Origin of the sequence: Corallococcus sp. CA053C, assembly GCF_003611675.1 — a bacterium.
GTDB lineage: Bacteria > Myxococcota > Myxococcia > Myxococcales > Myxococcaceae > Corallococcus.
In genome coordinates this window covers 1-5272 of sequence record NZ_RAWA01000547.1, presented here as the reverse complement: position 1 = coordinate 5272, position 5272 = coordinate 1, and the positions used below count along the sequence as shown (strand labels likewise).

The following is a 5272-nucleotide window of genomic DNA, read 5'->3' as shown; positions in this document are numbered from 1 at the left end:
GCCAGACGCTGCTGGGCCGCTGGGGCTTCTACGCGGTGAGCGCGCTGGGCGGGCTGGTGTCCAGCGCCTCCGCGGTGGCGTCCGCCGCGTCGCTGTGCGCCAACGGCACCATCACCCCCATGACGGCCGGGGTGGGCGCCATCATCGCGTCGCTCGCCAGCGCCGCCATCAACTTCGTCCTGGTGGCGCGCGTGTCCGGGCAGCGCCCGCTCACCCTCCGGCTGGGTCGCGCCCTGGGCGTCGTCATGCTGCTGGGGCTCGCGGGCGCGCTCGTCCAGACGCACCTGCCGACGTTCCTGCCCTAGAAGCGGTCCGGCTCCGGCATGGGCGGCGCGGCGGACAGCCCCCTGTCCGCCATGGGCGGGTGCAGGGGCAGCATCACGATGAAGCGCGACCCGTGGCCGTATTCGCTCTCCACCCGCACGCGACCGCCGTGCCCTTCCACCAGGCTCTTCACGATGGCGAGCCCCAGCCCCGCGCCGCCGAACTCGCGCGTGGAGCTGCCATCCACCTGGTAGAAGCTCTGGAAGATGCGCTCGAACTCCTCCGAGCGGATGCCCACGCCGGTGTCCTCCACGCTGATGCGGTAGCCGGGCACGCCCAGCTCCTGCTGCATCGCCGCGTCCGACAGCGTCACCTTCACCCGGCCGCCCGACGGCGTGAACTTCACCGCGTTGGCCAGCAGGTTCACCACCACCTGGCGCAGCTTGTCCAGGTCGCCCGCGAGCCGCGGCTGGGGCGTGTGCGGCAGCCGCACCTCCAGCTCCAGGCCCTTGCGCTGCGCCTGCGGCAGCACGCTGGAGACCGCCGTCTGGATGATGTAGCCGGGGTCCACCGGCGCCATGGACAGGCGCAGGCGGCCCGCCTCAATCTGGCTCAGGTCCAGCAGCGAGGAGATCATCGAGAGGAGCGTCTCGCCCTTCTCCACGATGGTGCGCACGTACTGGAGTTGCTCCGCGTTGAGCGGCCCCGCCAGCCCCTCCGCCATCATCTCCGAGTAGCCCAGGATGGACGCGAGCGGCGTGCGCAGCTCATGGCTCACCGTGCCCAGGAAGGACGACTTCAGCCGGTCCAATTCCTTGAGCCGCGCGTTGGCCTGGATGAGCCGCGCGTTCTGCGCCTCCAGCTCGCGGTGCACCTCCAGCGTGGACTCCAGGTGCAGGTGCGTGGCGAGGTAGGCCTTCTGGCCGCTGGCGACGAGCGCGCCCAGCACCTGACCGAAGTGGCCCAGCACCTGAGCCGCGGTGCGCTCGGGCACGCGGCGCACGCGCGCCAGCAGCTCGTGCGCCCGCTCCAGGTCCAGCCCCTCGATGCCGGTGAGCGTGGCCGGGAAGTCCGTCAGCTCCTCGGGCGTGAAGGGCCCCAGGATGACGCGGCCCAGGAAGTCGCCGTCCCAGCGCACGGGCATCACCACGTAGCGCAGCCCGGTGAAGCACGGCAGCGCGATGAGCCCTGACGATTCGGACGTGTCGCCGTCCGCCACGCGCCCGCCGTCCAGCGGCAGCACGGGCCCGTCCTTCACGCGGCCCACCATGGCGGTGCACGCGTGGCGCCCGTCCGGGAAGGAGAAGACGTAGGCGCAGAAGTCGCCGTGCCCCACCTTCACGTCCGCCAGCTTCGTGCCGCGCGCGTCCAGCACCTTGATGCCCACGCGGTACAGGTCGCTGAAGCCCTTCACCACCTCCGCGAAGGACGGCAGGTCCAACAGGTCGCCGAGCGCCAGCCGCCGCTGGAGGACGGACTCCCGCCGGAGCCCGCCCGACATGTCCCGGGGTCCTCCCATCGGGCTGCTCATGAAGGACTCCCGCTGGCGCCACCCTCGGGCAGGGCGCCGTAGCGGCCTTCCAGCGCCGTGCCGGAGAGGTCCACCTGCCGGAAGATCTGCCCCAGGAACTCCTCTTCCGACAGGCCCACGTTGCGCGACAGGTGGGCGCGGTTCTCGAGCGCGCGCCAGGCCGCCTGCGCCACGGCGTGGAAGGTCTCCACCACGCCCTCGCCCCGCACCGCCACCGACCCGACGACGGGCTGGGTGCCCTTCTTCTGGATGTCCGCCAGTTCGGCGTCCGTGAGGCTGTCCGGCAGGTCGCGCTTGTTGAACTGGATGACCACCGGCACCTGCGCCGGATCCAGCTCCATCTCGCGCATGTTCTCCTGGAGGTTGCGCCAGTAGGCGTTGTTCTCCTGCGACGCGTTGCGCCGGCTGTCCGCGATGAACACCACCGCGTCGGTGCCCTGCAGCACCACGCGCCGCGTGGCGTTGTGGATGACCTGGCCGGGGACGGTGAAGAGCTTCACCTTCACCTTGAAGCCCGCGGAGGTGGAGAAGAAGACGGGCAGCAGGTCGAAGAAGAGCGTGCGGTCGTCGTGCGTGTCCACCGACAGCAGGCGCCCTCGCACATCCGGCCGCGCCCGGGCGTGCAGCTTGCGCAGGTTCGTCGTCTTCCCGCTGAGCCCGGGGCCGTAGTAGACGATCTTGAGCGTCAGCTCACGCTGGGCGTGGTTCAGTTGCAAGGAGGGGGCTCGAACCCGAGGGGGACCGGGACCGTCTTTTTATAATGGTCCCACGCCCCGCGCGGAAGGCCGGTTGCACGCCAGACGACGGAGCGGAAACGATCCGCGCTCCAGGAATGGCGTTCCCCCGAGTGGCGTTTCGAGAAGTTCCCGCTCCTCGTGCCAAGAGGAGGACGTCTCCCCACACGGAAAAGAGGACACTGTGCGCGGAATGATCGCGTGCACGGGTAAGGGGGGACCGGTTAGGATCGCGGACGCGACGGAGGAGCAAGGCGATGACGATGAAGCAGGTGGAACCAGGCGTCGAGGTGGCCCCCACGCCGGTGATGGACGTGGCGACCCTCTCCAACGACCTGGTGAACGGGGTCAAATTCGGTGTGGCCACCGACGAGGACCTGACCACGGTGTCGGCCCTGCGCTCCAACTCCGAGCCCTGGAAGGGCCGTGGGGAGAGCCAGGAGGACAGCCTCAAGGCCCTCACCCAGCTCAAGCCCTTCCTCCATGTGGCCCGGCTGCAGAACCAGATCGTGGGTTACGTGACGGTGGAGCGCGACGGCCCGGTGCCCGGCGCCGCCTACCTGCGCAACATCGTGGTGAAGCCGGAGCTGCGGCGCCACGGCCTGGGCGCGATGCTGCTGAACAAGGCGCTGGACGCGGCCCGCGACATGTACCGCAAGACGATCGCGCTGCGCGTGGATCCGGCGAATGCACCCGCGGTGGGCTTCTACCGCAAGGCGGGCTTCACCACCGTGGCCACGGTGGTGTCCAAGAAGTCCGGCAAGCTGCGGCTCCTGATGTCGCGCGAGCTATAATCCGCGTCCATCACAGGCTGATGGCAGTACCCGACGGGAGGGGCCCTCACACGGCCGCTCCCGTCGTGCTTTGGAGACAGGCCCCCCGGGTGTCCCGGCGCGCGGCGGTCGACTATCCTGCGCGGGTTCCACCCCGCCGGGCCTGACGCACGGCAGCGGTGGGGCCACCCCTCGCATGAAACCGCTCGCTGAGCTGCTGCGTCACCTGTCGCGTCCCGGAATCACCGAGCTGGCCCTGGCCAGTGGCCGTCCGCCCATGGTGCGAAACGCCACCGGCTACGAGCCCGTCGACCCCGGCGCCCTCACCACCGACGACCTCGTGAAGGCCCTCCAGGCCATGGTGGGCCTGGCGCGCGCCTCCACGGTGTCGGAGACCCCCGTGCAGTGGACGGTGAACGCCACCGGCCTGGGCTCGCTCAGCATCGCGGCGGTGCGCCGGGGCGACCTGATGAACGTGCGCCTCACGCGCGGCACGGAGGGCGCCACGCAGGCGACTCCCGCGACGGCCGCGGCTCCAGCGACCCCGGTGCCCCAGGCCGCGCCCGGCCGGGCGCCCTCCGCTCCGGCGGAAGCCGTGGCCCGGATGGCCCAGGCCGGTGGGCCTGCTACCACGGAAGCGTCCGCACGCACGGCACCGGTGGGAGCGGCCTCCGTGCGAGGTGTCCCCGTCGGCGCGGTCACGGCGCCGGCCGACGCCTTCGCCAGGGCCCACCCCGCGGGCGCGCAGGTCCCCCAGGCTTCGGCCGAGATCTCCGCGCGTGCCGCCGTTCCCGCCGCCGCGCGCCCTCCCGCCGCGAGCGCACCTTCACCCGCGGCCGACGTCCCGGCGCGCGCCATCCCCATCTCGCGGAACGCCCCCGCGCCGGGCCGCGACCTGGCCGTGCTGCTGGAGCAGGCGCGCAGCATGCACGCCAGCGACCTGCACGTGGTGGCCGGACGGCCGCCGCTGTTCCGTCTGGCGGGAGAGCTGCAACCGCAGGACACGCCGCTGTCGCCGGAGCTGGTGGAGCGACTCCTGCTGCCCATCATCCCGGAGCGGCTGCGACACATCCTGGAGCGCGACGGCAGCGTGGACTTCGCGCTGGACTCCGAGGAGACGGGGCGCTTCCGCGTCAACGTGGGCCGCCAGCGCACGGGCCTCAAGGGCGTCTTCCGCGTCATCTCCCGGGAGATTCCCACCCTGGAGTCGCTGGGCCTGCCGGCGGACATCGCCAAGGCGACGCACCACCACCAGGGCCTCATCGTGCTCACCGGCCCGTCGGGCCACGGCAAGACGAGCACGCTCGCGGCGCTGGTGGACATCATCAACCGTGAAACGACGCACCACGTGCTCACCGTGGAGGATCCGGTGGAGTACGTGCACCCACGCAAGCGCGCCCTCATCAGCCAGCGCGAGGTGGGCACCAACACCCGCACCTTCGCGAGCGCCCTCAAGGGCAGCCTGCGTGAGGACCCGGACGTCATCGTCGTGGGCGAATTGCGCGACACGGAGACGGTGCGCATGGCGCTCGCCGCCAGCGAGACGGGCCACCTGCTCATCAGCACCATGAACACGCCCAGCGCGGCGAAGACCATCGACCGGCTCATCGACCTCTTCCCGCCGGCGGATCAGCAGCAGGTGCGGCTGTCGCTCTCCAGCGGCCTGCGCCTCATCGTCAGCCAGCGGCTGATGCCCTCCACGGACGGCAAGCGCATGGTGGCCGCCGCCGAGGTGCTCACGGGCTCCGTGGCGCTGGGCAACCTCATCCGCGACAACAAGACGTATCAAATCCCGTCGCTCCAGCAGCGCGGCAAGTCGCTGGGCATCATCCGCTTCGAGGACTCGCTGTCGGACCTGGCGCGCTCGGGCAAGGCGACGCTGGAGACGGTGAAGGGCTTCGCGGAGAACCCAGACGAAATCGAGGCCATGGTGACGGGCAAGCGGCCCGGCGCCGCCACCACCGTGCCCC

At 71.2% G+C, this 5272-nt stretch carries 5 protein-coding genes; 3 read left to right on the top strand and 2 right to left on the bottom strand.

Annotated elements, in window-relative coordinates; genetic code table 11:
• Positions 1-305, top strand: a 305-nt coding sequence (locus D7V97_RS39610) for a DUF4010 domain-containing protein (protein ID WP_120615758.1), incomplete at its 5' end; no start/stop codon positions are given.
• Here D7V97_RS39610 and D7V97_RS39605 read toward each other — a convergent pair.
• Together D7V97_RS39605 and D7V97_RS39600 are read right to left on the bottom strand one after the other, a co-directional pair.
• Positions 302-1765, bottom strand: coding sequence for an ATP-binding protein (locus D7V97_RS39605; protein WP_233583527.1), 1464 nt, complete (start codon positions 1763-1765; stop codon positions 302-304). The two genes, D7V97_RS39610 and D7V97_RS39605, sit on opposite strands and share 4 nt — an antisense overlap.
• 26 nt (positions 1766-1791) lie before the next feature.
• The gene (locus D7V97_RS39600) at positions 1792-2511 is read right to left on the bottom strand and encodes an ATP/GTP-binding protein (protein WP_120615756.1); all 720 of its coding nucleotides are present in this window, start codon (positions 2509-2511) and stop codon (positions 1792-1794) included.
• A gap of 275 nt (positions 2512-2786) precedes the next feature.
• On the opposite strand from D7V97_RS39600, the gene D7V97_RS39595 reads away from it, so the two are divergent.
• Together D7V97_RS39595 and D7V97_RS39590 are read left to right on the top strand one after the other, a co-directional pair.
• Positions 2787-3323 (top strand): N-acetyltransferase, encoded by a 537-nt coding sequence (locus D7V97_RS39595; RefSeq protein ID WP_120615755.1) that lies wholly within the window; start codon positions 2787-2789, stop codon positions 3321-3323.
• Between the two features lie 175 nt (positions 3324-3498).
• A partial coding sequence (locus D7V97_RS39590) for a type IV pilus twitching motility protein PilT (protein WP_120615754.1) occupies positions 3499-5272 on the top strand: 1774 nt, incomplete at its 3' end.